General features: G+C 45.4%; 27 protein-coding genes and 1 pseudogene. 15 read left to right on the forward strand and 13 right to left on the reverse strand.

From position 1 onward, the window contains the following. Window positions 1-61 precede the first annotated feature (61 nt). From H528_RS0101680 to H528_RS0101690, 4 genes are all read right to left on the reverse strand, one after another. The gene (locus H528_RS0101680) at window positions 62-796 is read right to left on the reverse strand and encodes a YkgJ family cysteine cluster protein (protein ID WP_022852620.1); all 735 of its coding nucleotides are present in this window, start codon (window positions 794-796) and stop codon (window positions 62-64) included. Window positions 797-996: 200 nt separating this feature from the next. After that, a complete protein-coding gene (locus H528_RS0101685; RefSeq protein ID WP_022852621.1) occupies window positions 997-1,671 on the reverse strand; it encodes a nucleotidyl transferase AbiEii/AbiGii toxin family protein in 675 nt (224 codons plus the stop codon). Continuing rightward, entirely contained in the window at window positions 1,607-1,882 is a 276-nt protein-coding gene (locus tag H528_RS14510; RefSeq protein WP_084677620.1) for a hypothetical protein, read from the reverse strand. Before H528_RS14510 ends, H528_RS0101685 begins: the two co-directional genes overlap by 65 nt. Then, window positions 1,866-2,570, reverse strand: a complete 705-nt coding sequence (locus H528_RS0101690; RefSeq protein WP_022852622.1) for a phosphoribosyltransferase — start codon at window positions 2,568-2,570, stop codon at window positions 1,866-1,868. The genes H528_RS14510 and H528_RS0101690 overlap by 17 nt, the downstream gene beginning before the upstream one ends. Window positions 2,571-2,863: 293 nt before the next feature. On the opposite strand from H528_RS0101690, the gene truD reads away from it, so the two are divergent. Then, window positions 2,864-4,012 carry a tRNA pseudouridine(13) synthase TruD gene (gene truD, locus H528_RS0101700; RefSeq protein WP_022852623.1) on the forward strand — a complete coding sequence of 383 codons (1,149 nt, stop codon included), beginning with the start codon at window positions 2,864-2,866 and terminating at the stop codon, window positions 4,010-4,012. Here the strand turns inward: truD and secA are convergent. Both secA and rsmG read right to left on the reverse strand, forming a co-directional pair. Then, window positions 4,009-6,765, reverse strand: coding sequence for a preprotein translocase subunit SecA (secA, locus tag H528_RS0101705; RefSeq protein ID WP_022852624.1), 2,757 nt, complete (start codon window positions 6,763-6,765; stop codon window positions 4,009-4,011). The two genes, truD and secA, sit on opposite strands and share 4 nt — an antisense overlap. A gap of 575 nt (window positions 6,766-7,340) precedes the next feature. Next, window positions 7,341-7,997 carry a 16S rRNA (guanine(527)-N(7))-methyltransferase RsmG gene (gene rsmG, locus H528_RS0101710; RefSeq protein ID WP_022852626.1) on the reverse strand — a complete coding sequence of 219 codons (657 nt, stop codon included), beginning with the start codon at window positions 7,995-7,997 and terminating at the stop codon, window positions 7,341-7,343. Between the two features lie 240 nt (window positions 7,998-8,237). Between rsmG and H528_RS12205 the strand changes: the two genes are divergently transcribed. From H528_RS12205 to H528_RS12215, 6 genes and pseudogenes are all read left to right on the forward strand, one after another. Beyond that, window positions 8,238-8,990 (forward strand): carbonic anhydrase, encoded by a 753-nt coding sequence (locus H528_RS12205; RefSeq protein WP_022852627.1) that lies wholly within the window; start codon window positions 8,238-8,240, stop codon window positions 8,988-8,990. Window positions 8,991-9,348: 358 nt separating this feature from the next. Further along, window positions 9,349-10,439, forward strand: a pseudogene (gene yedE, locus H528_RS14810) (YedE family putative selenium transporter). An 11-nt stretch (window positions 10,440-10,450) separates the two neighbouring features. Continuing rightward, window positions 10,451-10,663 (forward strand): sulfurtransferase TusA family protein, encoded by a 213-nt coding sequence (locus H528_RS0101725; RefSeq protein WP_022852628.1) that lies wholly within the window; start codon window positions 10,451-10,453, stop codon window positions 10,661-10,663. A 1-nt stretch (window position 10,664) separates the two neighbouring features. Next, window positions 10,665-11,207 (forward strand): putative Se/S carrier protein, encoded by a 543-nt coding sequence (locus H528_RS0101730; protein ID WP_022852629.1) that lies wholly within the window; start codon window positions 10,665-10,667, stop codon window positions 11,205-11,207. Then, on the forward strand, window positions 11,195-12,055 hold the full coding sequence (locus H528_RS0101735) for an NAD(P)H-hydrate dehydratase (RefSeq protein WP_022852630.1): 861 nt from the start codon (window positions 11,195-11,197) through the stop codon (window positions 12,053-12,055). Before H528_RS0101730 ends, H528_RS0101735 begins: the two co-directional genes overlap by 13 nt. Further along, window positions 12,034-12,249 (forward strand): hypothetical protein, encoded by a 216-nt coding sequence (locus tag H528_RS12215; RefSeq protein ID WP_022852631.1) that lies wholly within the window; start codon window positions 12,034-12,036, stop codon window positions 12,247-12,249. Before H528_RS0101735 ends, H528_RS12215 begins: the two co-directional genes overlap by 22 nt. Before the next feature lie 10 nt (window positions 12,250-12,259). Here H528_RS12215 and H528_RS0101745 read toward each other — a convergent pair whose 3' ends face one another. The 3 genes from H528_RS0101745 to modA are packed head-to-tail and all read right to left on the reverse strand — an operon-like array spanning window position 12,260 to window position 14,300. Beyond that, a complete protein-coding gene (locus tag H528_RS0101745; RefSeq protein ID WP_022852632.1) occupies window positions 12,260-12,892 on the reverse strand; it encodes an ATP-binding cassette domain-containing protein in 633 nt (210 codons plus the stop codon). Further along, window positions 12,880-13,551 carry a molybdate ABC transporter permease subunit gene (gene modB / locus H528_RS0101750; protein ID WP_022852633.1) on the reverse strand — a complete coding sequence of 224 codons (672 nt, stop codon included), beginning with the start codon at window positions 13,549-13,551 and terminating at the stop codon, window positions 12,880-12,882. Before modB ends, H528_RS0101745 begins: the two co-directional genes overlap by 13 nt. 2 nt (window positions 13,552-13,553) lie before the next feature. Then, a complete protein-coding gene (gene modA, locus H528_RS0101755) occupies window positions 13,554-14,300 on the reverse strand; it encodes a molybdate ABC transporter substrate-binding protein (RefSeq protein WP_022852634.1) in 747 nt (248 codons plus the stop codon). A gap of 342 nt (window positions 14,301-14,642) precedes the next feature. Here modA and H528_RS0101760 point away from each other — a divergent pair, with 342 nt between their 5' ends. The 4 genes from H528_RS0101760 to H528_RS0101775 are packed head-to-tail and all read left to right on the forward strand — an operon-like array spanning window position 14,643 to window position 17,779. After that, entirely contained in the window at window positions 14,643-14,987 is a 345-nt protein-coding gene (locus H528_RS0101760) for a CGGC domain-containing protein (RefSeq protein WP_022852635.1), read from the forward strand. A 2-nt stretch (window positions 14,988-14,989) separates the two neighbouring features. After that, window positions 14,990-15,772: an exodeoxyribonuclease III gene (gene xth, locus H528_RS0101765; protein ID WP_022852636.1), complete on the forward strand. Its 783-nt coding sequence runs from the start codon at window positions 14,990-14,992 to the stop codon at window positions 15,770-15,772. Further along, window positions 15,769-16,800, forward strand: a complete 1,032-nt coding sequence (locus tag H528_RS12220) for a M42 family metallopeptidase (protein ID WP_022852637.1) — start codon at window positions 15,769-15,771, stop codon at window positions 16,798-16,800. Before xth ends, H528_RS12220 begins: the two co-directional genes overlap by 4 nt. After that, entirely contained in the window at window positions 16,766-17,779 is a 1,014-nt protein-coding gene (locus tag H528_RS0101775; RefSeq protein WP_022852638.1) for a hypothetical protein, read from the forward strand. The genes H528_RS12220 and H528_RS0101775 overlap by 35 nt, the downstream gene beginning before the upstream one ends. Here the strand turns inward: H528_RS0101775 and H528_RS0101780 are convergent. Genes H528_RS0101780 through H528_RS0101790 form a run of 3 tightly spaced genes read right to left on the reverse strand, consistent with a single transcriptional unit; the run spans window position 17,743 to window position 20,333 of the window. Then, entirely contained in the window at window positions 17,743-18,858 is a 1,116-nt protein-coding gene (locus tag H528_RS0101780; RefSeq protein WP_022852639.1) for a two-component system sensor histidine kinase NtrB, read from the reverse strand. The two genes, H528_RS0101775 and H528_RS0101780, sit on opposite strands and share 37 nt — an antisense overlap. Beyond that, entirely contained in the window at window positions 18,859-19,839 is a 981-nt protein-coding gene (locus tag H528_RS0101785) for an NAD(P)-binding domain-containing protein (RefSeq protein WP_022852640.1), read from the reverse strand. 41 nt (window positions 19,840-19,880) lie between these two features. After that, window positions 19,881-20,333, reverse strand: coding sequence for a universal stress protein (locus tag H528_RS0101790; protein ID WP_022852641.1), 453 nt, complete (start codon window positions 20,331-20,333; stop codon window positions 19,881-19,883). Window positions 20,334-20,425: 92 nt separating this feature from the next. Here H528_RS0101790 and H528_RS0101795 point away from each other — a divergent pair, with 92 nt between their 5' ends. Continuing rightward, a complete protein-coding gene (locus tag H528_RS0101795; protein ID WP_022852642.1) occupies window positions 20,426-21,280 on the forward strand; it encodes a PHP domain-containing protein in 855 nt (284 codons plus the stop codon). Here the strand turns inward: H528_RS0101795 and H528_RS0101800 are convergent. After that, the gene (locus H528_RS0101800) at window positions 21,255-22,028 is read right to left on the reverse strand and encodes a pseudouridine synthase (RefSeq protein ID WP_022852643.1); all 774 of its coding nucleotides are present in this window, start codon (window positions 22,026-22,028) and stop codon (window positions 21,255-21,257) included. The genes H528_RS0101795 and H528_RS0101800 overlap by 26 nt on opposite strands. A 76-nt stretch (window positions 22,029-22,104) precedes the next feature. Between H528_RS0101800 and H528_RS0101805 the strand changes: the two genes are divergently transcribed. The 3 genes from H528_RS0101805 (at window position 22,105) to H528_RS0101815 (ending at window position 25,491) form a co-directional block, all read left to right on the forward strand. Further along, window positions 22,105-23,208, forward strand: coding sequence for a kinetochore Spc7 family protein (locus tag H528_RS0101805; protein ID WP_022852644.1), 1,104 nt, complete (start codon window positions 22,105-22,107; stop codon window positions 23,206-23,208). A 38-nt stretch (window positions 23,209-23,246) separates the two neighbouring features. Continuing rightward, window positions 23,247-24,401 carry a radical SAM protein gene (locus tag H528_RS12225; RefSeq protein WP_022852645.1) on the forward strand — a complete coding sequence of 385 codons (1,155 nt, stop codon included), beginning with the start codon at window positions 23,247-23,249 and terminating at the stop codon, window positions 24,399-24,401. A 136-nt stretch (window positions 24,402-24,537) separates the two neighbouring features. Continuing rightward, window positions 24,538-25,491, forward strand: a complete 954-nt coding sequence (locus H528_RS0101815) for an HlyD family secretion protein (protein WP_022852646.1) — start codon at window positions 24,538-24,540, stop codon at window positions 25,489-25,491. Window positions 25,492-25,494: the final 3 nt, after the last annotated feature.

Genomic DNA, 25,494 nt, shown 5'->3' on the forward strand with positions numbered 1-25,494 from the left:
TGTCCTTACCTCCTGTGTTTTTTAAAAACTATAACGCAGCAAGCTTAAGTATTAAACCGTTTTATTGGGGTAAATAGTCACGAAAAATGGTCTTTTTTAGGAAATTTAACCCCAAACGCAGAAGTTTTTCGTCATCCTTAAGGGCTGCAGCTATTTCATCCTGAGAAAAGCCTTCAAGGGATATGGCTTGAGAGGAAACGTATTCTTTAAATTTTTCCAGGCCATAGCAGGCTAGATAGATTAAGTCGAGTTCTTCTGCGGTGAGTGGGCGATCCATGTGCTGACGGGCAAAAACTATTTCGCCAAAAAGGTCATTGAATTCGTAATAAGGTTCAAGTCCCTGTTCTTTAATCCAGTCTCGCACAGAGATAGGCCGTTTTTCAAAATGGCCTTTGCAATGAGTCTCACGAATAATACGATAGATTTCAAAGGGCTTTCCTTCTTCATCGCGGCCCACAAAGCGCGCCAAAGGATAAGTGCGACAAGAGGCCGGCCTATCAGGATAAACAGAGCAGCCTTCTTCGCGTAGAAACGGGCATGAAAAATCATGGCTCTGCATCTTTACCGAAACCACCGGGAGCTGGGTAACGTCGCCGATATAAAAGTCGCAAAACCGATCGATAAATTCCCGGGAAGAAAGCCCTAAGTTTTTGCGTAAGCGTAAAAAATCATAAGGGCCCAGCACTAAAGTCACGTCAAAACAGCAGATATTAAAACAGGAAATTCCAGGATAACAAGCAAACTCAAAGACATCATCAAGGCCTAATTTGCGATGGTCAAAAACCGGTTGTTCCATTTGAGAACCTCCCCTTCTTTATTTCCAGAGCAAAGATAAGTAATGCTCGCCATTTTTGTAACGAATGCAAAATTGTTGAGATAATTGTTGCAAGCACATCCGTAATGGATCTGTTCCCTTTTTGTTCCGAAAATGGGGACGGATCCTAGCTTAACTCATACCAGTTTTGAGGGATACCTGCTAGTTAAAAGAAAGATCCGTTACGAAGGAATAGAATTTTCTTTTAGGTATTTTAAAACTTCATCGGAAAAAAAATCTTTTATTTGCTGCCACTCTTCAGGAGCAAGCTTACGTTCATCTAAAAAATAGACCTCTCCCTTTTCGGCGTCATAAAAATAAGAAAACCCTTTCAAAAGGAAGGCTATATTTTCTTGTTTTAAGTTAAACTTCTGGCGACAGAGATTTAAGATGTCTCGAAGATTCCAATTGTATTTGCGCATCAGGAAATATAGGTCAAAAAAATCCTTTTTACTGCCCCTTTGAGCAATAGCAATTGCCTTAGAAGCGACAATATCTTTGTCAGAAGCAATCAAAATTTCACCAGAGGAAAGATCCAATTTGTCAGGCTTTTCTAAAAGCGGATAAGGATAAGAAAAAAAAGACACCAGGATATTTTCAATTCGTAAATGTACAGTTTCCTTCTCTAATTCAATAATTTCAAAGTTTTTGTTTTTAAAAGTAAAAGAAGAAAACCTTTGCAAGGGGAAATTTTTTCCAGACGATTCAGGAAACGAAAAAAAGTCTAGGTCTTCGGAAAAACGATGGCCATATTTCAAGGCAAGTGCAGTCCCCCCTGTAAGATAAAAACCTTCAGTGAGGCCAGATTGAAAGAGTTTCTCTAAAACTTTTTTCTGTTGCTTGAGCAATTTCTTCATCAGAGACCCCTAGGGCAAGCTTCCAAAATGAGCGATTTTTCCTGCGAAATAGGTGAATATTTTTCAAAAATATTTTTTTCAATTCTTCTTTGGGGTGTTTCTTTAATATTGACACAGGATCACCATATAACATTTCCCGTATAAGAAGCAATTCTGGATCATCGCACCTATCCCAATTAAAGGGGTGTTGTTTATCAAGAAGTTTCTCCATTAAAATACCCCGCGCTTGCCAGGAGGTTGATCACTTCGTCTCGACTTAAGTCATACCAATTTTGATAGGCGTCTGCCACTGCAAAGAAGGCCCCGCTGCGAAGATTGGCTACGTAAAGCTCATCTACCAAAGGGGCTACTTTTTGCACTGCGCGTTCTGAAGCAGTGGGCACGGCCACTACTGTTTTAGCGGGATTTTTCCCTGTAACACTTTTTATCGCTGCCATCATGGTGTATCCCGAAGCAAGGCCGTCATCTACCAAAATGACTTTTTTGCCCTTGACTTCAGGAAAGGGCTTGCCTTTTCTGAAAATTCTTTCTCTTTCTTGAATGTCTCTTTTTTCTTTGGTGATTTGTGCGGCAATATCTTCTTCTGTAAGTCCGGCATAAGCTACGAGTTCTTCATTAAGGAGAATTTCGCCTGTTGAGGTAATAGCCCCAAAGCCTGCCTCAGGGTTATCAGGGAAATGGATCTTTCTCACTATGAGCAAATCAAAGGGTAGGCCCAGCTCTTTTGCAATGACCAAGCCTACCGGCACCCCTCCTGCAGGAATGGCAAGAACAAGCGTATCTTCTGACTTAGCGTAGGCAGGCCTTAACATTTCGGCAAGTACGTAACCTGCCTCAACTCTATCTCTGAAAACATAGACTTTGTTGGTTAATAAGGGATTGATCACAACTTTTCCCATGTCTTTCACCCCCTTCTTATAAGTTAGGTTTTTTCGAAGTTTTTATCGAGACCTTTGCAAAATCCAGGATCCGTTCCTATTTCTCGGAACGAAAAACGGGAACGGATCCTGAAGTCGATCTGTAATTGTTGAGGCTGTAAATGTTTTAGAGGCAAGGGGGATTAGTTTGGTGTGGGATGTAATTGCAAGGGCTGCGGGTTCGAAGCAAGCCCATGAGATCGCGCAGGCGGCGTTCTCTCCGCGTGACGAATGAGGCTACTTTATAAGCTCTTTTATTTTGGTAGCATGGACTCATGCGCATAAAAGTAAGGCCAGAAGATTTCGTGGTTTATGAAGTAGCTGACATCAAACCCGAGGGCAAAGGCGACTTTTCCCTTTATCGTCTCCAAAAACGCGGGGCTACCACCTGGGACGTGTTGGGAGACATCGCCCGTCGTCTGCGTTTTAGGACTTCTCGTATCCAGTACGGTGGCCTTAAAGACCGCCATGCCGTTTCTTATCAATATCTCACCATCCGCCACGGCCCTAAAAAAGACCTCCGCGGCAAAAATTACCTGCTGGAATACCTTGGGCAAACCTCAAAACCCATGTCCAAAGCAAGGCTTAAGGGTAATTTTTTCCGAATCCTGGTGCGAGATGTTTCAACCAAGGGCCTCGAAGAGGAGATAGAACTTATTTCGCGCTACGGGGTGGTGAATTATTTTGACGAACAGCGCTTTGGTTCAGTGCGCCACGGCAAAGGCTTTGCCATTAGAGAACTCATCCTGGGGAATTATGAACGTGCCCTTTACCTCATGCTGGCTGAGGGAAGCCAATATGAAATGAAGCGCACCGAAAATTTCCGTAAGTGCCTAAAAAAGTACTGGCCTGATGTCTCACGTTGCCTTGATTTAGCTCCAAGCCCCTGGGAGCGCTCCTTGCTTGAATTTCTAGCGAGTCACAGGCCCTCTAAACGCACGTTTAAAAGGGCCTTTGCCCTGATTGACCGCGAGTATCTCCTAATGCTTTGTCACGCTTATCAAGCCCATATATGGAACGAAACCGTAAAGCTTTACCTGAAAAAGCTTGGGCTAAGACTTTATCCTGTCCCTTACCTCTTGGGAGAGCTTCTTTTTTATCGGGATTTCCCTGAAGTTTTAAGGCCAGCTATTTTAGAGAAGAAAATTCCTCTTCCAAGCCCGCGTCTTAAGCTTGATAGCGAACTAAAGGCCATTATGGAAGAAGTGATTGAAAAAGAAGGCATCCCAGGCCTTGAAAAGTTCAGGACCCTTGCTAAAGGGGCTACTTTCAAAACATATCCCAGAGAAGTAGCCATCATTCCAGAAAAGATCAAATACGAAGAAGCAGGAGAAGACGCGGTGTGGGTCGAGTTTTTTCTCCCCAAAGGATCTTACGCCACTATCGTGCTAAAGCGTCTTTTTCTCCTGCCTAAAGAAAGCTAGCTTGCCAACACCTTTTCTTTTGGTTTGGCTCCTGGGCGTCCACAGCATTTTTTATATTTTTTGCCGCTGCCGCAAGGGCAGGGGTCGTTGCGGCCAATCTTTTTGCCACGCCTTATGGGCTGCTTTTTAGGTTTTTCTTCTTCCTGAGTCTCTTCACCACGGCTATAAACCAGACGCAGCCTTTGGCTTCTTTTTTCTTCTTCCATGCGTTCAACTTCTTCTTCTCTTGTTACCTGTACCCGATAAAGCAATGATAGCGTTTGCTCCTTGATGCGTTCGATGAGGTCGGAGAACATGGCAAAGGCTTCGCGCTTGTATTCCTGGAGCGGATTTTGCTGGGCATAGCCTCTCAGGCCGATTCCCTCACGCAAATGATCCATGGCCAGGAGGTGCTCTTTCCAGAGGCTGTCAATGGTGTGAAGGAGGAACATGCGCTCAAGGTGGCGCATAAGTTCTTCGCCAACTTCTCCTTCCTTGGCTTCATAGGCTTTTTGGGCTTCTTGAGTCAAAAATTCGCTAAGTTCTTTGGCGTTTAAAAGGTCATCCGGGATCTCTGGGCGGAACCCAAAGATTCCAAAGAAGCGTTCTTTTAAGGCTTCAAGATCCCATTCCTGAGGGGAGCCTTTTTCTTCACGGAATTCTTCTACAATCCCCTCACACACATCGCGGATCATGTCATCAATCCAGTCGCGGATGTTTTCACTGGCAAGAACTTCTTTGCGCTGCGAATAGATGACTTCGCGCTGTTTGTTCATTACGTCGTCATATTCCAGAAGGTGCTTACGAATTTCAAAGTGATGCGCTTCAACTTTCTTCTGGGCCTGTTCAATGGCTTTGGAAACAAAGGGATGTTCAATGGGCTCGCCTTCTTCTATGCCCAAGCGATCCATAATTCCTCGGAGTTTGTCTGAACCAAAGAGTCGAAGTAGTTCGTCTTCAAGGGAGAGGTAAAACCGCGAAGACCCTGGGTCTCCCTGGCGTCCGGCACGGCCTCGCAACTGGTTGTCAATGCGGCGAGACTCATGGCGTTCTGTGCCAATAATGTGGAGCCCCCCAAGGGCCTTAACACGTTCGTAATCTTCTTTACATTCTTTTACCTTCTCGTATAAAATTTCAGCCCACCGCTCAGGGTATTTCTTGGTAGGGTCTTCCCCTTGGCGGGCCATTTGCAAAGCTTCATTCCAGGCTGCCTGGTCAATGCTTTCTAGGTCAAAGCCTTCTTCCTGAAGGGCTTCTTTAGCAAGGCCCTCAGGGTTTCCACCAAGCAAGATATCAACTCCGCGGCCTGCCATGTTGGTGGCAATGGTTACCGCGCCGGAACGGCCTGCCTGAGCAATAATAGCGGCTTCTTTTTCGTGGTATTTGGCGTTCAAAACCTGATGCGGGATCTTTTTCTTGGTAAGAAGGCGCGAGAGGGTTTCGCTTTTTTCAATGCTTGTGGTGCCAACCAGGACCGGACGTCCCTGTTTGTGAAGCTCTACGATTTCTTCCACTACAGCGTTGAACTTTTCACGCTCAGTGCGGTAAACCACATCAGGGTGATCAACCCTTATCATGGGTTTGTGGGTGGGGATGACTACCACGTCGAGATTGTAAATTTCTTTGAACTCTGTGGCTTCAGTTTCAGCGGTTCCTGTCATGCCGGCGAGTTTTTCATACATGCGGAAGTAGTTCTGAAAAGTGATAGTGGCAAGGGTCTGGTTTTCTTTTTCTATTTTTACGCCTTCTTTGGCCTCAATGGCCTGGTGCAGACCATCACTCCAGCGCCTGCCAGGCATAAGCCTTCCGGTGAATTCATCGACGATAATGACCTTGCCGTCTTTTACGATGTAGTCCACATCACGGTGGAATAAGTGGTGCGCGCGCAAAGCCTGATTTATGTGGTGTACCAGGCTTATATGGCGCGGATCATAAAGATTATCCACCCCAAGGAGCCGCTCCATCTCCGCCACTCCTTCTTCGGTGAGCATGGCGGACTTGGTCTTCTCATCCAGGGTGAAGTGCACGTCTTTTTTGAGATGCCTTACAAGTTTGTCGATGTGATAGTACATTTCTGTTGATTCTTCTGAGGGACCCGAGATGATAAGAGGGGTTCGCGCTTCGTCAATCAAGATAGAGTCCACTTCGTCCACAATGGCGTAGTGGTGTTCTCGCTGGACCATGTCTTCTAGTGAAAACTTCATGTTATCCCTGAGATAATCAAAGCCAAACTCGTTATTTGTTCCGTAGGTAATGTCACAGGCATAGGCCTTTTTGCGCTCTTGTTCATCCATGCCAGAGACAATCACGCCTACCGAAAGGCCGAGAAAATTGTAAAGGGTTCCCATCCATTTAGCGTCGCGCTTGGCAAGATAGTCGTTAACTGTAACGATATGAACGCCTTTTCCCGTAAGGGCATTAAGATATGCTGGAAGGGTTGCCACCAAAGTTTTTCCTTCACCTGTTTTCATTTCTGCGATTTTCCCCTCATGGAGCACAATGCCGCCCATGAGCTGCACGTCAAAATGGCGCATCCCTAGCACCCGGCGGCTTGCCTCCCTCACCACGGCAAAGGCCTCTGGCAGAAGGGAGTCAAGGGTTTCGCCCCTTTCCAGACGTTCTTTAAACTCTTGAGTCTTGGCCTTAAGTTCGGCATCAGAGAGTTTTTTGACTTGTGGTTCAAGATCATTTATGCGAGCCACAATGGGCTTCAGGCGCTTTAGCTCGCGTTCGTTCTTGGTCCCAACGATTTTGGCTAAAATTTTGGTAAACATAAAAACCTCGCTAAAAATAATTCTTTTCTTATTGTTTCGTCTTCATTTAACTTCTTAATAAGCCCCCTTGCAAGGATTAAGCCAGAAAGTCACTGTTTCCTGACATTTTCAATCTTTTGGCTCGTTATGTTAAGAGCTGTCTTAAGAGTTCGCTTCGTTAGTTCTGCGGGCCTCTTCGCGTGACTGGTGAGGCCGAATGCCATGGCAATTATATTGCCTCGAGATGACCAGGTGGCCGTTTGGCTTGTCCGTTTATGCGTGAGCATTAAAATTCGCCTTGCGGTATAATCTGTTTAGTTCTGGAAGTCTCTTTTGGTCGACATTGCTTTCGGGATACGTTCCCTTTTTCATCCAGAATAGGGAACGGGTCTTTTTAGATGAGGAAATTTTTATGGAAAGAGATAGAAAATTCAGGAGGAGCAAGACAACTTCAGGTAAGTGTGAGGTGTGCGGGAGGGATATGCCCCTTTGTTACAGGTGCCAAAAATGTGGCTATTTGATCTGTCAGGAATGTATGGCTCAAGGCCCGAAAAGATTTTCATGTAATACCGTGACCTGGGTGTGCCCAAACTGCCTTAACTGGGAGACTCTCTAACCAGGATAAGGGTGCGTGGTTCTTTTGTGATTGGTAGTCTTAGCTCTTTTACTTCACACGTGATTTCTGGATGTTTTTCTTTTAATTTTGGAATTTCTTCGGGACCCTTGGGCCCTTTCATGGCCAAAAGTATTCCCTTCTCTGCCAAAAGCGGCCTCCCAAGTTCCCATAGGGAGGTAAGTTCTGTTACCGCTCGAGAAGTTACACAGGAAAAGTATTTACGGGGGAGCTTATCGTTTTTACCCACCGTGGCTTTAACGATTTTAATGTTTTTCAGGCCTAAAATTCCTACTACATAGGTTAAAAACGAAATTGGCCTTTTGCGGGAATCAACAAGCCAGACTTCTTTCTCAGGTCTTGCAATTTTTACCACCATACCGGGGAATCCTGCGCCTGTCCCCAAATCGAGAAGAGGCCCTTCTGGCAGGTGAGGCAAAATCGTCAAACTATCCAAAAAATGTTTTACGGCTATTTCTTTAGGATCTTTTAAAGCCGTAAGCCCAAGGGGTTCAGAGAATTCTTTGAGCAACGAAAAGTATCGTAAAAGTCCTGTAATGGCCTCGGCCTCTAGCCTTAAGCCGAGTTCTTTAAGTCCTTTGAGTAGTGTTTCCTTAAAAGTTAATTGCGACGCATTCATATGAAAGTTGAAATTTTTTTAGCAAAACTAAAAAAATATAGCTTTTTTCCGAAAAATTTCGAAGTTTTTTAGTTTTTTGAGAAAAATTGAATTTGTCAAGGAAAAAAATGACTTAAACAGATATAACAAACAAATACTTAGATTGGAACTTTCAGTTTTTTTTATAATTTGTCTTTCAGGAATTATGGATTCCTATATGGCAGTTTGACAAGCCAAAAAAATCTAAAAGGAGGGGGTTGTATGTTCAAAAGATTTCAAGTGTTTTTGGTAATTTGTTTTCTGATTTTGTGTGGCAGTGCTTTTGCCAGTGGTCATGGGTCAAGTGGTGATCCTTCTTCGGCTATGGAAAAATTGGCCGTAGGAAACAATCAGTTTGTTGTGTCCCATGATGCTAGCTATTTTGCCCCGTATCAAAAGTCCCAACATCCCTTTGCTACGGTTATAACCTGTTCCGATGCCCGTGTTCACATGAATGTTCTTTTGAATGATCCTATAGATAAGCTCTTTGTTATTAGAAACATTGGAAACCAGCTTATAGTAGCTAAAGGTTCTATTGACTATGGAATTCTACATCTCCATACCCCTGTTCTCCTCATTCTGGGGCATACTGGTTGTGGTGCCGTAAAAGCAGCTATGTCTGATTACAGCAAAGAGACCGAAGGCATTATACGCGAGTTGGATCATCTCCATATTCCACTGAGCAAGGATGACGGCCATGGTTCCTTCGCGGAAAGATGGCTCAAAAACGTAGAGCGCAATGTTGATTGGCAAGTAGCTCAGGCCTTGGAGTTTTATCCTGACTTAGTAAAAAGCGGCAAACTTGTTGTAGTAGGTGCGGTATATGATTTTATGAATGCTTACGGAAAGGGATACGGGAGAATGGTAGTTATTAATGTTAACGGTGAAACTTCCCCAGTCAAAATTAAAAAACATCCTGTTATGGAAAAACTTTCTGCCAATCTCTTAAATGTGGTCGTAGGTAGCCACCATTAAAAAACTTAGAGGAGAGCCTCTTGGCTCTCCTCTAAGCCTCCAAAAATCAAACTCCCCAAAAATAGGTCGGTCCGCTCACTTACAAGGGAATTTACAAAGATCCTGAAATAGGTGACGCTTCAAGAAGTCATTTCCAAGTGAAGCACAAACGATCGAAGAATTCCTATGGGTCCGTTCCTGTTTCCATTTTGGAAAAATAGGAACGGATCCTCGATGTCAGGTGTATCCTTTGAGTCCAAAGGATTCCATCCTTATATGAACAGCCAATAATTAACCGGCTTTTTATCAAAAAAACCTATTTGACTTATTGTTATCCTTTGAATAAAGATTTTTTCATTCCATTTTGGAGGGGGTTTTTATGAGGCGGAATATTTTCGCTGAGACCTATGGGATTGTCGCCGTAGGAGTTTTGATTGGGATTTTGGCGCCACTTCTTCAAAAACTTGGCAATCCAGGGAACATGGGGATCTGTGTAGCCTGTTTTTTAAGGGATATCGCGGGATCTCTGGGGCTTCACAGGGCAGCGGTGGTTCAGTATCTGAGGCCAGAGATTTTGTGTTTTGTATTGGGCTCTTCTCTTGCGGCTTTTCTTTTTGGGGAATTTAAGCCAAGAGGGGGGCTCAGCTCCTTTAATTCGTTTCTTCTTGGGCTTTTTCGCCATGATAGGGGCGCTTGTGTTTCTGGGGTGCCCCTGGCGGACCATTTTGCGCCTGGCCGGTGGCGATGCCAATGCTATCTTCGGTTTTTTAGGCCTTATTTGTGGCATAAGCATAGGCATATTTTTTATGAAACAGGGGTTTAGCTTAGGTCGAGTCCAGCGCCTTCCCTTTAGTGCCGGCTTAGTTTTTCCGGTGGTAATGGCATTTTTGCTCTTTTTACGCGTGGTTTTGCCACCTATTCCGGGAGAACCAAAACACGATGTGCTTTTTTTACAGCATCAAAGGTCCAGGTGCTATGCATGCACCTTTGTTTGTTTCCGTGGGGGTGGGTATTCTGGTCGGTTTTTTGGCCCAGCGCAGTCGATTTTGTACCATGGGAGCCTTTAGAGATCTAATCCTTTTTCGTCAGGGGCATCTTTTCTATGGCGTTTTTGCCTTTCTGGTCACAGCCCTGATAGTAAACGTGCTTTTGGGGCAAATTCACCCTGGTTTTAAAGGTCAGCCTGCGGCACACACCTTAGAGCTCTGGAATTTTCTAGGCATGGTTCTTGCCGGGCTTGCCTTTGCTTTGGCAGGAGGTTGCCCTGGGCGGCAGCTTTTTATGTCAGGCGAAGGGGACACCGACGCGGCGGTTTTTGTGCTCGGGATGCTCATAGGGGCTGCTTTTGCACACAACTTTGGCATGGGTGCCAGTCCCAAAGGCCTTGGCCCCCATAGCATCGAAGGGGTAATCATCGGTTTGATTTTCTGTGTGGTGGTTGGTCTTACCATGCGTCGCAAAACCGCTTAAGGAGGCTTGCTATGAAAACCATAGATGCAAGGGGGCTTTCCTGCCCTCAGCCTGTGCTTTTAACACTTGAGGCCATCAAAGAGGGAAGTGCTGATGAAATGGTTGTGCTGGTAGATAACGAAACAGCCAAAGAAAACGTGACGCGAGCGGTGACTTCTCAGGGATGGCAGGTGGCTGAAATCATTGAAGAAGGCGATGAATACAAAATAGTCATACGCAAATAGCATGTTTAATAGACTTTTCTCCCGTAAGAAAAAACAAAAAGAATTCGAGGCCATAGAAAGAGGTTTTTTGCTTTTCGACAACACCGGCGAAGTTATTCAGGCTGAGTCGCTTCTAAAAAACAAGGGCTTTCAGGTTGCGGTGAAAGCTCCGCCTACGGAGGTGCGCAAAGGTTGCGATATGGTAATTGAGTTTCCCCTGATGAATAAGCTTGAGATTTTACGGGTGCTTGAAGAAGCAGGCCTTCCTCCCCTTGATGTTGTGCCGGTTAGCAATCCTTTGCTTGAGCCTACGGATATGGTGCGCAAAAAGGATTTCGGTGATTACCTGATGATTCAAGTGGCCAATATGAAACTTACGGTAGATAAAAAAAGCCTTTGCATTGTAAATGTTTCCGGAGGAGGGTGCCCTGATGTTCCTTATCTTGCGGCCATACTTGTTGGTAAGCGCTTAGACGAAGCCAAGGAGCCACGTTCTTTGGGACACACCCTTTGTGGTTATACTCTTCAACTGGCCTTTGAGGAGGCGAAAAAGTGCTTGCTATAGTGGGAACAGTCCCAGCGCCTGATTTTCCGCTGGTAGCTGCAAAGGCCGTTCTTAAAAATGATCGTCTCGAAGTCGATACCCGTGAGATTCAGATAGTACGAGGGACTCCCGCGTTAATAGCAGCGGCCCTTTTGGTGTTAAAGCATTTTGATAAAGAGCCTCCTTTTGTTTATTTGGTGGGTGATACCGGAGAAGGCAAAGGTAGTAAGACACTCTACGATTTTCTGTGTTCGGATCTTCCAAAGCAAAAATTCAAAACCCTTGTTTTTCATTATCTTTTCCCTGATGTTGATGCGCAGGGAAAGGTCTTTATGGCCACCGAAAGGATGCCCAAGAGGCCTTTTTTAATAGCAGATGCAGGCTATATGTACGCAGCTAAGGCTGCTGGGCTTGCTCCTTCGTATGATATCTTTACTCCAGACCCGGGAGAACTTGCCTTTTTGGCGGATGAAGAGGCCCCTCATCCCCTTTATACACGCGGTTTTCTCTTTCCTGATGAGGGAAAAGTAAAAGAACTAATAGAGCGGGCTTATCGTCATGGTAACGCCGCCAAAATTTTGCTAGTCAAGGGCAGGGTAGATTTCGTTGTTAAAGACGGAAAGATTCTGGCCACAATAGATGATCCAGTAGTTGAAGCCCTTGAGCCAATCGGTGGCACAGGAGACGTCATTACTGGTGTTTTAGCTGCGCTGGTAACCGTAGGTTTTCCTCCTGAAGAAGCCGCTTATTTGGCGGCAAAGCTCAATCGCATAGGAGGAAAACTAGCGAATCCAACCCCTGCTACTCAGGTGCGAGAGATTATCGCCAAAATTCCGGAGGCTATTTCATGTCTCTTAAACCAGAAATGACAGTGCTTGAAGTGATTCAGCGCTACCCCTCAGCGCAAAAGTTTTTTCGTCGCCTAGGCGCTGAGGTGGGTGCCTGTATCTTGTGCCAAGATCTTTTCCTTTCCTTAGGAGAGTTGGCCGAAAAATATAAAATTTCCTGGGAAAATTTGAAGGAAACTTTAGAAATCTACTGTTCCGTTAATGAAGAAAAGTAGTTTTTTACTTTTACTTTTCAAAATTACTTTCTCCCCTGTTTACGTAAAGCCATTTAGCTTGAAATTTCAAAGCGTCGTCTTTGTGGTGAGTAATAAGACATAAAGTAGCTTTTGTTTTGCTTTGCCAGTCTTTGAGATAAGAAATGGCCAGCTCTTTGTTCTTTTCGTCAAGGGCAGAAAAGGGTTCGTCTAGTAAAAGCAAGCAGGGTTTCCTTGCCAGGGCCTGGCAAAAGGCTGCCCTTTGGCGTTCTCCCCCTGACACCTCAAATGGTTTTCTCTTTCTAAGCTCCCAGAGACCAAGCTTTTTCAAGCAATCTAAGCCAAGTGATTTTTCCTTAGCGGTAAAAGTGATGTTTTTTTCCAAACTAAAATGCGGGAAAAGTATTCCTTCTTGGAATACATAACCTAATTGCCGTTTGCGGGGAGGCAAAAAAATATTTTTGGCGGTGTCAACAAAAATTTCCTTATGGTAAGAAATGTAACCTTTGTCAGGTTTTTCAAGCCCTGCAAGCAGACGCAAAAGCGTTGTTTTTCCGGATCCTGAAGGCCCCCAAAGTATTAATATTTCGCCATTTTTTAAAGAAAAGTGTGCTCTAAGTGTAAAGCCTGGAAGTTTCTTTTCCACATTTACTAGAAGGCACATTTTTTCTGCCTCCTTTCTAAAACCATGGCAACACAAAGCACCACGTAGCTTAGCGCCAGTAAAATAAGCGAAAGCTGGGCCGCCTTATTGTACTCAAGGGCTTCTACATAGGTATAAATCGCAATAGAAGCCACCAATGTCTCTCCAGGAATACCACCGCCCACCATAAGAACCACGCCGAATTCTCCTAAAGTATGGGCAAAAACAAGTATCGCGGCCGCAAGGATCCCAGGCCAGATGTTTGGCAAAACTATTTGAAAAAAACTGCGCGTTGGGGAGATGCCACTGACTTCTGCTAGTTCCAGGATGCGTACGTCAAGTTTGGTCAAAGCTGCTTTTAGAGGTTGGATGGCAAAGGGTAGGCCGTGGATTAAACATGCGATAACCAAGCCAGAGAAATGAAAGGCAGGGGTATAACCAAAAATGCGTGCAAAACATTTTCCTAGGCTGCCATCTGGGCCTAATAAAACTAAAAGGGCAAACCCCAAAACCGTGGGGGGCAAAACCAAGGGTAGCAAAATTAGGCTTTCTGCAAAAATTTTCCCTTTGAAATTTTTAAAGGTAAGCCAGTAAGAAAGAGGGCAGGCTATGGCCACCAAGAGTACGGTGACCACAGCCGCCAATTTAAAAGATAAAAAAAGCGGAGAAAAAGTACCCATGTTTATTTTCTCCTTAAGGGTAAATATCCGTATTCAGAAAGTATTTCCTGCCCAGGTTTTGATAAGACAAACTGTAAAAATTTCTGTGCTTCTTCAACTTTTCCACGTTTTACAACGCAGGCTTTTTGTTTAATTGGGGGGGCTCCTGGGACTTTGAAAAAACAGCCCTTTTGCCCGCGAGGGGACATTGCCAGTGAAAGACTAACCAGGGCGCCGCAGGCGTTTCCGCTTTCTGCCCATTGAAAGGCCTGTGAAACGGTCATCGCTTTTCTTATTTTGTTTTTGAGGGAGTCCTTAAAGGAAGTTTTTGAAAGGGCAAAGACTGCGGCTTCACCATAAGGAGCAAGTTTGGGATCCGCGATCGCAAGAGAGTTTATCTTTTTGAGTACTTCTGGCCAGCCAGCCTTGCAAAGCTCTTTTTTCTTGCTCCAAAAGGCAAGTACTCCGTAAGTATAAACTTTCGGGGGCAGGCAAATGTCTTTTTGGGCAAGATATTCTGGACGTTTGGCGTCTGCAGAAAAGAAAATATCAAAGGGGGCCCCTTTGCTTATCAAGGCGGTTAGTTTTCCTGACGAGCTGAAGACTAAGTCTATTTTTGTCCCTGTTTGTTTTTCGTAAGTTTTGGCAATTTTTTGCATGGGAAAAAGCAGATTGGCCGCTGCGGCAACTTTTAAAACATCTTGGGCCTTGACGGAAAAAGGCAACAACAAACATGTCAAAAAAGCGATGAAAGATAACACTTTTCTCATGGCAATCCTCCTTTTTTAAGGTTTAGTCAAGGAACTGTTCCTTTTTCGGAACGAAAAATAGCAACATTTTCCTCACGAAAAGAGCAAAATATAGGCCAAAAATTAATGGGCGTTTTCTAGCCGCTCAAAGTCTTTTACATTACTGAGAGCATTAAAAACCCTGACATCGTTAAGGACCCGTTCCCATTTTTCAAAACGAAAAAACGAACAGATCCCAAGAGGCTATGTAGAATAAAATGCTCCCAACAATAGTCTGTGGCCCAATGAGTCTTATAAAGTTTACTTGACTTTTTCTTTATTGCGACGCAAGTTTAAGAAAAAATCATAGCAGGAGGTGTGGCCATGGCCAAGGTTTTAATTGTTGCTTGTGGGGCTTATGCTGATAGTTCTTATGATTGTCCTTCCGACTGGAAATGCATGACCGCTGCCGCCGAAAAGAGAGGACCTTTTGCAGAATACGATGAGGTCCAAGTAATCGGCTTTTTAAAATGTAAGTGCCCAGGGCGCGCGTTGATAAGCAATATTGCTGCTACCAAGAAGAAAGTAGATTTTGACGCCGTGCATCTTTCAAATTGTATGGTAAAAGCTGTGCCCATGTGTAAAAATCATGATATGGAAAATCTTCCCAAGCTTATCGAAGAAAAAGTTGGTGTGAAAGTTATCGCTGGAACCCATGACTTCGGCTAAACATGTTTAGCATTGCTACCTGGAATGTAAATTCAGTGCGCATGCGGCTTGAGCATCTTTTGCGCTGGCTCAAGCTGCGTGCGCCAGATATCCTTTGCCTTCAAGAAACCAAAGCAACTGATGCCGAATTCCCATTCAAAGAAATAAAAGAAGCGGGGTATTACGCGGTCCATGCCGGTGGTAAAGGGCGAAACGGAGTTGCTATTCTCAGCCGTGAGGAACCAAAAGACGTACTTATTGGTTTCCCTGAAGTTGATGACTCTCAAGCAAGAGAACGCCTTATAGCTGCAACTGTTCGCGGGGTGCGCGTGCATTCGGTCTATATCCCTAATGGTGGGAGTGTGGGTTCTGATTATTTCCTCTATAAGCTTGAATTTATTTACCGGCTGCGCGAGTATTTTGAAAATTTTTTTCATCCAGAAAACGATTTAGTAGCGCTCTGTGGCGATTTTAACGTGGCCCCTGAGGAAATAGACGTTTATGATCCTGAGCTTATGGCAGGGCAGATTTGTTTTCACGAACGAGAACGCACTGCTATTAAAATCCTCATGGAATGGGGCTTTGTGGATGCGTACCGTGCTTTGCATCCCAAAGAAAAAGGGGCCTATACCTGGTGGGATTATCAATTTGGTGCTTTTAAAGCAAACCGTGGCATGCGTCTTGATCATATTTGGGTATCAAAGGCACTTGTCCAAAAATTAAAAAAGGCCGAGATAGACCGCGAGCCGCGCTCATGGAAAAGACCTTCTGATCATGCTCCGGTGCTAGCTTACTTTGACCTATGAATTACGAACTTTTACAAAAATTGTGTGAAGCTCCGGGGGTTCCAGGGGCAGAGGCCCCGGTGAAAAAGGTTTTTGTTGAGGCCCTTGAGCCGTTAGTTGACGAAGTAAAAGAAGATTCCCTTGGTAATCTTTTGCTTTTAAAACGAGGAAGTGGCCCACGTGTGCTCCTTGACGCCCATCTTGATGAAGTTGGCTTTCTGGTTTCAGGGATTGAAGGAAGTTTTTTGCGCGTAATACCCCTTGGGGGCATGGACCCTAAAGTAGTCTATGGGCAGCGATTAGTGGTCTGGGGCCAAAGAAAGCTTTCTGCGGTAGTGGTTTCTTACCCCCCACATCTTGGCAAGGATAAAAAAGACCTTGCTATCGAAGAGATGTATCTTGATACTGGGCTTTTGCCAGAAAAACTAGGTGAACTTGTAGAGATAGGCTCGCCTGTTACTTTCCCGTCTTTTTTTGAAGAGACTGAAGACGCCATTATGGCTAAGGCCCTGGATGACCGGGTAGGGCTCTTTGTGATCGCTGAAGCCCTGGCTCAGGCCAATCCCAAGGTTGATCTTGTTGTCTCGGCATCTGTGCAAGAGGAAATAGGCCTTCGCGGAGCGCAGGCGTTGGCGCAGAAAATTAGTCCAGAAGTAGTAATTGTGCTTGAAGGCACATTTGCTGCTGACACCCCCGGGGTGCCTTCTTCTCTTAAGGCTACTCTTTGCGGTCAAGGTCCTGAGATAAGACTTTGCGATGCTCGTTTTGTGGCAGACCGCGATCTTTCCCTGGGTCTTGCTCAGCTTGCCAAAGAAAAAGACATTGCCCATCAGGTGATCGTAAAAAACCGTGGTGGCACCAATGCCTCTGCACTCCAGGTGGCTTCGGGTTCTGTGCGTACCGCGGCTATTTCTGTTCCGGTGCGCTATCTTCATGCTCCCGTAAGCATTGCCTTCAAAAAAGACATCGAAGCAACCGTGGCTTTGCTTAAAGCCTTTTTGGAAAACCCCCAGGATGCGCTTAGTTACCGTTGGTCTTACCCCTCATAGGCTTGAATTTTTGCCAGCAACCAAAGAATTGATGGCAGACCATGATGCCATCGTCCTTGAAGAGCCACCTGAGCCGGATTTCCAAGCGGTCCTCAAAGGTGAGATAAGTGTTGAGAAATATCTTGAAAACGTAGAAGCAGGTTTTCCTGAGTACACCAAAAAGAGCCTTGAACTTTTGAAGGCTTTTTACGCCGAGGGGAAACAGATTTGCCAGGTTGAGCCTTATTTAGAACGCTGGCTTATCATTAGGTCTATGCTTGATAGCGGCATCCCACGAGAAGAGGTTTGCACTATCCAGGACCTTTCGCCTGTATATGAAGCCGAGCATGAGACCTTTGGGAAGTTACTTGATTACTATGCCGCTATGCAGGGTGATTTCGATGTCTTGGTTCAAAAGATCAAGGCCTTTGCTAAAGCAGACGCCAGGCGTATTTCTTTGCGCGATAAAATGCGGGCAAAAGAACTCGTCTCTCTTGTGCGCAAGTTTTCTCCTCACGCCAAGATATACGTTGAAGCCGGCTATATCCACATAAAGCTGGTTTATTATCTCGCTGGTCAAAAAAAGAATTTGTTTCGGTTGCGGGTGGAAAATCTCTTGCTGCGTGCGGTTAAGGCCCATGGTTTACACGGAGTACTGCCGTCTCCTGGCGATGGCCTTACGTCTTATTATCTCTTTGGCGGAAGGCATCGGAAAATTCCAGAAGATCTCCTTGCCGCCCGAAGCATCGTTTATATCAAGCTGATCGAAAAAGAAGAGCTTAAGCCCACAGAAGAAGAACCCTTTCCGCATTTGCGCAATGAACTTTTCTGGCGGCTATTTGTAAGCAAGTTAAGCTACGAGGATTGTAAAAGTCTTGATAAATTTATTCGCATTCTGCCTACCAAAAAGGCCCGTGAAGTGGCTAAGAGACTTTTCCCTGAGGCCTATCAATATGCCAAGGTTCAACTTTCTACGGCTTTGGCTTCAGGCGGGTGGTAAGGCAATTCGATAATAAATTCTGCACCTTTTTCGTAGTTTCTGGCGTAGATTTTGCCACCATGAGCTTCGATTATTTTATGAGAGATGGAAAGTCCAAGGCCAGTGCCTTTTTTCTTGGTGGTGAAAAACGGCGTGAAAAGATGTTTTAATACTTGTTCTGGAATTCCAGGGCCTGTGTCTCTTACAATGAGGCGCACTTTTTCTTTTTCAGGAACAATTTCAACGGTTAATTCCCCCCCACCTTTGGTGGACATGGCCTCGATAGCATTTTGAAACAAGTTAAAAAGAACTTCCTTTATGCGACCCTCATCTAGCACAACTTTTATTTCGTCTTTAGGTGCGATGAGGTGTACTTTTACGCTATTTTCTTCAAAACGTGGTTCATAAAATTCAAGGGCTTCCTGGCACAAAGCTACGATGTTGGTTTCTGTAAGCTCAAGTTTAAGGGGTTTGGCAAATTCGCTGATATCAGAAAGGAGCTTTTCAAGGCACTTAATTTCACGCAGGATGAGCTCAAGTTTTTGGCGGCGCTCTTCTTTGGTTTCTTTTTTGAGAAGCGAAAGGACAAGCCCCCCTATGGCAATCAGAGGGTTTTTTATTTCGTGAACAATGCGCGAGGCAGCCATTCCTACAGCAGCAAGTTTTTCGCTTTCAAGTAGCCTTCTTTCCATTTCAAGTTCATGGGTCACGTCGCGCACAATAGCCGTGAATATCCAGTGGTTGTCTATCCTGGTGGCTGAACGTGAAATCTCAATGGGAAAGGTCTTACCGTTTTTACGTTTGGCAATTCCTTCCATTACCTTACCAAGCACAGGGGAATGCCCTGTCTTGAGGAATTCTTTTACGTATGAGAAATGTTTTTCTGCCACGTGTTCAGGCAAAAGAAGGGACAAATCCTGGCCAAGGGCTTCTTCTACTTTATAGCCAAAAAGCCTTTCGGCGGCGGGATTATAAAGGATGATACGGTGTCTTTCGTCTATAGCGACAATGGCATCAGTAGCACTTTCTATGATTCCGTTAAGCAATTCGTCGCTAGGGATGGCCGGGCTTTTCACCCAGTAAAGGTGGACTTTTGTCATCTAACACCCGCGCTCAAGTCGGTCCTGGTAGCGTTTTTTTATTCCTTCCACCACGCGATGAGCCGAATTAAACGCTGCCATAATGCTTCCTTTTTCAAAGACCAGGTCCCCTACCAGAAAAATTCCTGGGATATTTGTTTCGTAATATTCGTCAACTTTAGGCCTTCGCCCATTTACTTCAATGCCGATAGCCTTTAAAAAATTTTCTGGGGTTGCCCCGCCCAGGCAATAGTAAACCGCATCAAAGGCCATTTCCTGGCCGTCTTTGAATTTGACAAGAACTTTGCCTTGTTCATCCTTTGAAAGGCTTTCAATGTCTGTGTTCATGAGAAGTTTGATCTTGCCTTCTTTAACGCGCTTGTCTAACTCTTTCATGTTCTGTTCGTTGATGCGGAAAAACTTGGGCCGGCGGTAGGAGAGATAAACTTGAGTTTTTTCACAGAGAAAACAAGCAGTCTCAGCGGCTGAATCTCCTCCGCCGACCACCAGGATCTTTTTGGCCCCGGGTATGCACTCTGTCTGGGTGCCGAAAAAAACACGGTCCCTTACTTCTTTGGGGATACGATATTTGGGTCTTACAGGTTTGCCAAATATTCCGATAGCAATGACCACGATAGGTGCTTCAATCACGGTGTCTTGTCCGGCCCAGATTCGAAAACAGTCGTTTGTTTTTTCTATTTTGTGCACTTCCTGCCCAAGACGAATATCCAGGCCGTATTTTTTTATGTAGTCGTCCATTAATTGTAAAAATTCTTCTTTGGTGCAGGTTTCAAACCGGCAGATACCTTCAGGTTTGACTTCTATTCCTTGCCAGACAGCATCCACCCTTTTGCCTTTGTGGTAGTATTTGTGGATGGTTTCACAGGGCTTGTCTGATTTTTCGAGCACGATAACCGGAGCTATCCCTTGGGCTTGAGCTTCCACCGCCGTGGCTATGCCTGCTGGCCCTGCACCCACAACTACCATTTTGGCTTTTTCCATAGGCACCCCATTTTAAGTAAAATTTAACATTAACTTAAATCCTACTTTTTAACCCGAAAAGGATTAATTGTCATCACCGGACAGGGTGCCGTTTTAATAACACGTTCGGTGACACTGCCAAGGAGAATTTTTTCAAGGCCCTTGCGCCCGTGGGTAGCCATCACAATGAGATCGGCTTCTTTTTCTTCGGCTACTTTTACAATTTCTTCCGGGATATCACCCCTGCGGATCAAAGATTCTACCGGGAAGTCTTCGAAATGATCCTCAATAAAAGATTGCATTTTTTTCTCGGCAGATTCCATCAATTCTTTTTCGAGGTTATCCAGGGCACTGTGGGGAACGTAGAAATTAGCGTATTTGGAAAGCTCTTCCACCACAAAAAGAACAATAAGCTTGGCATCTAACTTTTCTGTCAGATAACGGGCGTAAGGTAAAACTTTTAAAGAAGCTTCGGTAAAATCAGTTGGGAACAAAATTGTTTTGATGTCAGCCATGATACCCTCCTTGCGTTAGAAAAATGATTAGTTATGCTACTATTTTCTAACGTTTTTAGTAACCAATAGTCAAGTTCTATTAGGAGAAATTTATGGCAGAAATGATAGACTTACACACCCATTCCACTGCTTCTGATGGCACCCTGTCTCCAGAAAAATTAGTAGCTGAAGCTAAAAAAGCAGGGCTTTTTGCCCTTGCCCTTACCGACCACGACACTATCGCAGGGATAAAAGAGGCCCGCAAGGCTGCCGAAGCCCTGGGCCTTGAATTTGTCTCTGGCGTAGAAATTAGCGTGAAATTCGAAGGCCCCGGGCATTGTCATCTCCTGGGCTATTTTGTCAACGAAGATAACGAAAAACTCGTCAAAACCCTTAAGTCTCTTCACGAGGCCCGCTCCCAAAGAAACATTTTAATGGTTGAAAAATTAAAAGCCCTAGGCATTGACATTACTCTTGAAGAACTTGAGGCCATTTCAGGCGGTGGCGAGATAGGGCGGCCTCACATGGCCAAAATCCTCGTGAAAAAAGGCGTTGTCAAGAATTTTGACGAAGCCTTTGATAGGTATCTTGCCAAGGGAAGGCCTGCTTACGTGCCTAAAGCCAGGCTTTCACCAGAAGAAGCCATAACGATTATCCAGGAAGCAGGTGGCCTGGTTTCTTTGGCCCATCCCCTTTATCTTGGTTATCCTCAGGAAAAAATCCGTGCTTATGTTTCCTCGCTTAAAGACTTGGGGCTTGATGCTATTGAGGCCTACTATACCGACCACGACGAGGCTTTTACCAATTTTTGTCTTGATTTGGCCAAAGAGTTTGCGCTTTTAGTCACCGGGGGAAGCGATTTTCACGGAGACAATAAGCCTGAGATCAAGCTTGGTGTGGGAAAGGGCGGCCTAAAGGTCCCTAAGGAAGTCTATTTTGAGCTTAAGAAGGCCTGGGAGTCTCGGTAATTTTCGCGGCGCGCTTAAGTGCCCTTAGCTCTTTGCCGCTTAAAGGCCTAATTTCGCCAGGGCGAAGGCCTTTAAGGGTTAAAGGCCCAAAAGCCACCCGTAGCAATTTTATGACGGGATGCCCGATAGAAGCAAAGATTTTTCTCACTTCCCTTTTGCGGCCTTCTCCTAACACCACTTCGTAGGTGGTGCTTCGGGGCCCTTGGCGTAAAAGTTTTATGCCTTTTGGAAAAACGCGCTTTCCTTCAACCTCAACTCCTTTTTTAAGGAGCTTGTCAATGGCCTCTTTCCTTGGATGCCCCTTTACCGTAGCGTGATAGACGCGTTTTATCTGATAACGGGGATGAAGCAGCCTGTTGGCAAGCTCGCCGTCATTGGTGAGAAGAATTAGTCCCTCTGTGGCAGCATCAAGCCTTCCCACGGGGAAAACACGGTAAGGAATTTTTTGCAAGAAAGAGGCGATGGTTTTGCGACCGTGTGGGTCAGAGAGGCTGGTCAAATACCCTGCGGGCTTATAAAAAAGATAATAAACAGGTTCTTCGGCTTTTATTTCCTTTCCGTCAACTTCGATTCTCTGTGTTTCTGGGTCTATTTTTACGCCTGGCTCTGAGACAACTTTTCCGTTGATTTTTACGCGGCCCTGGCTGATGAGCTCGTCTGCCTTGCGGCGTGAAGCAAAGCCAGCCTGCGCCAGAAACTTGTTAAGCCTGATTTCTGTCATAGCCCTAAAAATAACCAATTTTTTCAAAAATTGTTCAAAATTCTGGTCAAGGCAAAAATAATGCCTATCTTTCTAGCAGAAAATAGCAGAAGGAGGTGGGAATATGGCATGGATTTATGGTCCGGTCAACAGCGTTGAGGACATAAGGCGCATCAATTGTCTCATCAGGGACGAAATGCTCGCCGTGGAAACTCCCGAGCAACTTACAGACCTTAAGAAACGCTCTGATTACCTTTGCACTTTGACTTATAGCCCTTTTTGGCAGAAAAAATTCGGGCCGCGGGTGGAGAAGCTCCGCGAAGTAGCCCGTGAAGAAAACGTCGCCACGGTAAGGCTTGCCAATTACATTGCCCGCTACAAGGGCTGGGACAAGCATTATAATCCCTGGCGGGCTGACACAGCCAAAGAGATCGAACAAAAACTAGACGAAATAGACGACGCCCTTATCAAAGAAATCGAAGAAGCCAAACCCCTTGAGCTCATCGAGGCCATTCAAAAAGAGCTTGATGTTTTGCGACGGGAGTTTTGTCGTTTGCGTAAAGCTATGCTCTTTGTGGATGAGCCTGAAGAATTAACCGAACTCAAAAAGTATGCAGACTTTTTGGTAACCCTTACATATTCACGCGAACTGGAACGCCGTCTTGGCGAACACACGGCCAAGCTTCGCGAAATAGCTCATAAGGAAAACGAAAGAAGCGTTGAGCTGGCAAATATCATTGCCACGGTAAACAACTGGGACATTGTTTACGAGACCTGGAGTGAAGACGAACTTGTCCAGGAAGAAACGATAGAAGAATACCTCCAGCGTCTTTTTGAAGAAGAACAAAAGGCCGAAACTTATGTTCCCACAGAGGCGCGTTATCGGGCGGGCAAGGTTATGTGGTTGGTCTATGAAAGCCCGCACGAATACAAGGGCGGAAGAGTATATCCCAGGCTCAGGGTGAAAAGGGTTTATTTCCCAGGAGATGCCTTTGACATCAAAATGGAAGGCCCAGGAGAGTTCACCACCCGTTTTGGCCGCAAGGTGTTTGGCGTAAAGATTACCTATAAAACAAGGATCGCCCCCACGGTTATTCGCCGCAAAGGCCGGGTTATTGAGCTTCCCGAAAGGATTGTCACGCGGACCAAGATTATCCAATTAGACGAAGGGGCTATTAACGTAAGGTTGGTAGAAGAACGGCCTGAAAACGCTTATCCTGTAGCTTAAGCCTTGACCACAAAAGCGGGGCCTGCCAAGCTAAAGCTATGTGGCGGCAGGCCTCTTTGTTTGAAAAAGCCCCTGCAATAAAAATAGCCCCTGAGCTTAAAGAGCGCTTAAATCTTCTGGCGCAGGAATCACGCTTTGACCTTGCGGGCTCATGTGCCAAAGATCCTTTCGGCCGTGGGCGCAGGCGAGGGCCTCTTGGGCGCTGGCTTTACCCGGTGGTGCTACCCAATGGTCGGCGCATGACCCTTTTTCGCACGCTGCTTTCGAATAAATGCTTTAGTGATTGTGCCTATTGTCCCCTGCGGGCTGATAACGACCCCTTGCGCTTGAGCCTAAGCCCAGAAGAAATTGCCAAGGCTTTTATGGCTCTCTGGCAAAAACGAATAGTCCACGGGCTCTTTCTGAGTTCAGGTGTCTTTGCTGCCCCTGATACCGTGATGGAACATCTCATTCAGGTGGCCCGCATTCTGCGGGAAAAAGAAGGGTTTCAGGGCTACATTCACTTAAAAGTCATTCCCGGGGCAAGTGAGGCTGCCATAGCAGAAGCCGCCAAATTTGCCAATGCCCTTTCGGTAAACCTTGAGGCCCCCAGCGCCAGATATCTGTCTTCTCTTAGCAGGCGCAAGGATTTTGCCAAGGTGTTTGAAAATCTCAAAAAAATTTCTCTTATCAGGGAAAGAAGGGGATTTTCTTTTTCTCAGACAACGCAGTTTGTGGTAGGGGCCGCTGGCGAAAAAGACGCAGACATAATCTTTCAAACGGCCTTTCTTTATGAAAGGCTTAAGCTTAACCGGGTTTACTTTTCAGCCTATCAACCAGGCCTTGGGCGAAAGGATGTGCCTGGCGAAGCCCTGGCTTACAAGAGCAATTTTTTGCTGCGTGAGCACAGGCTTTATCAGGTGGATTTTATGCTTCGCAAATACGGCTTCAAAGCCGAAGAAATCCCTTTAAAAAATGGTTTCTTGTCACTTGAAAAAGACCCCAAAGAGGCCTGGGCAGCGGAGAATCAAGCCTTCTTTCCGGTAAATGTAAACCGCGCTTCTTACTGGAAACTTTTGCGTGTGCCAGGCATTGGCCCTACCATTGCCAAAAGAATAGTGGCCGCAAGAAAGCATGCCAGGCTAAGAGATATCGAGCCCTTTTTTCCCAATAAAAAACTCTTTGCCAAGGCTAAGCGCTATGTTTGCTACTAACCGCAAGGGGATCCGTTCCTATTTTTCGGAACGAAAAATAGGTACGGATCCAGGTGTTTGCAAAGGTATCATTTAGCGAGAATTTGTAAGCTAAAAAAGCTCTTTCAAAGAACTTTATCGTGTTATCTTTGACGTTATGCGTTGGCGAACTTTTTTCTTTTTGGCAGTGCTGGCCCTGGTAATAGTTGGAGCCATTTACTTTTACCTGTTTGAGAAACGCCGCGAGGCCCTTCCTCAGGGATTTGTCTTTGCTAACGGAAGGCTTGAGTCAGACACCATAACAGTTTCCACCAAAGTTTCTGGCAAACTAGAAAAAATATATTTTCGCGAGGGTGATACCGTTCAGGCCGGCACTCTCCTGGCAAGGCTTTCTGCCCGGGAACTTTCGGCGCGAAGTGATGCCGCCATGGCTGCCATAAAAGAAGCACAAGCGCGCTATCAGGAAGCCTTAATGCTTTTTGAAAACGCCGGTGCTGTTCTTGCCAAGCGCGAAAAAGATTTAGCACGTTTTAAGCGTCTTTATCAAAAGCAACTTATTGCCAAAAATCGCCTGGAAGAAGCCGAGCTTTTGTTTGAGCAGGCCAAAAATCAAAAAGAGGCACTTCGCGCCCGCCTTAAGGCTATTAAGCAGGAAATTGCCCGCCTTAAAGCCCAAAGGCAGGAGATCGAAGCAACTTTGCAAGATACCCTTATTAAAGCCCATGCCAGCGGCACCATTGTCCGCAAAGTGGCTAATCTTGGTGAGGTATTATCCCCTGGCAGCGTTATCGCCCTGATGGTTGATTTGGACAAACTTTATCTTAAGGCCTATATCCCGGAAGACAAAATAGGCCTGGTGGCCCTTGGCCAGGAAGCACGTATTTATGTTGATTCTTTTCCAAAGCGTTTTTTTACAGGAAAGGTGGGCTACATTGCTAAACAGGCAGAGTTTACTCCCAAAGAAGTCCAGACACGAGAGGCTAGAGTAACCCAGGTTTATGCGGTAAAGATTTTTCTCGAAGAAAATCCAGGCCATGTGCTTACTCCCGGGCTTCCTGCCGACGCCCTTATAAAGGTTGATGCTCATGCCCCCTGGGCTGAACACTTCTAGCTT

It is taken from the genome of Thermodesulfatator atlanticus DSM 21156 (genome assembly GCF_000421585.1).
Lineage (GTDB): Bacteria > Desulfobacterota > Thermodesulfobacteria > Thermodesulfobacteriales > Thermodesulfatatoraceae > Thermodesulfatator > Thermodesulfatator atlanticus.